Source organism: Escherichia sp. KCJ4928 (genome assembly GCF_004352695.1).
Lineage (GTDB): Bacteria > Pseudomonadota > Gammaproteobacteria > Enterobacterales > Enterobacteriaceae > ECMA0423.
Genome location: NZ_SJWV01000781.1, coordinates 1 through 255 on the forward strand (window position 1 = coordinate 1; position 255 = coordinate 255).

Annotated in this window: 1 protein-coding gene; it reads left to right on the top strand. The window is 49.8% G+C overall.

Annotated elements, in window-relative coordinates:
* The coding region (pilV, locus tag E0D98_RS26750) for a shufflon system plasmid conjugative transfer pilus tip adhesin PilV (RefSeq protein ID WP_131891688.1) at nucleotides 1-255 on the top strand (255 nt) is incomplete at both ends.

The window sequence follows — 255 nt, forward strand, 5'->3', positions numbered from 1 at the left end:
GTGATATTACGAGTGAAGACGGCTGGCTAATCACCAGAAACAATAAGGGATGGATGAATATCACACATGGTGGTGGATTCACCATGACAGACAGCCAGTGGATACGCGCGGTTAATGGCAAAGGCATAACAACCACCGGGGAAATCAAAGGCGGAAAAGTCAGTGGTGGTACAGTCCGGTCTGACGGTCGTCTTTCAACCGGGGAGTATTTACAGCTTGATAAAACAGCTACGGCAGGCACAAAGTGTGCACCGG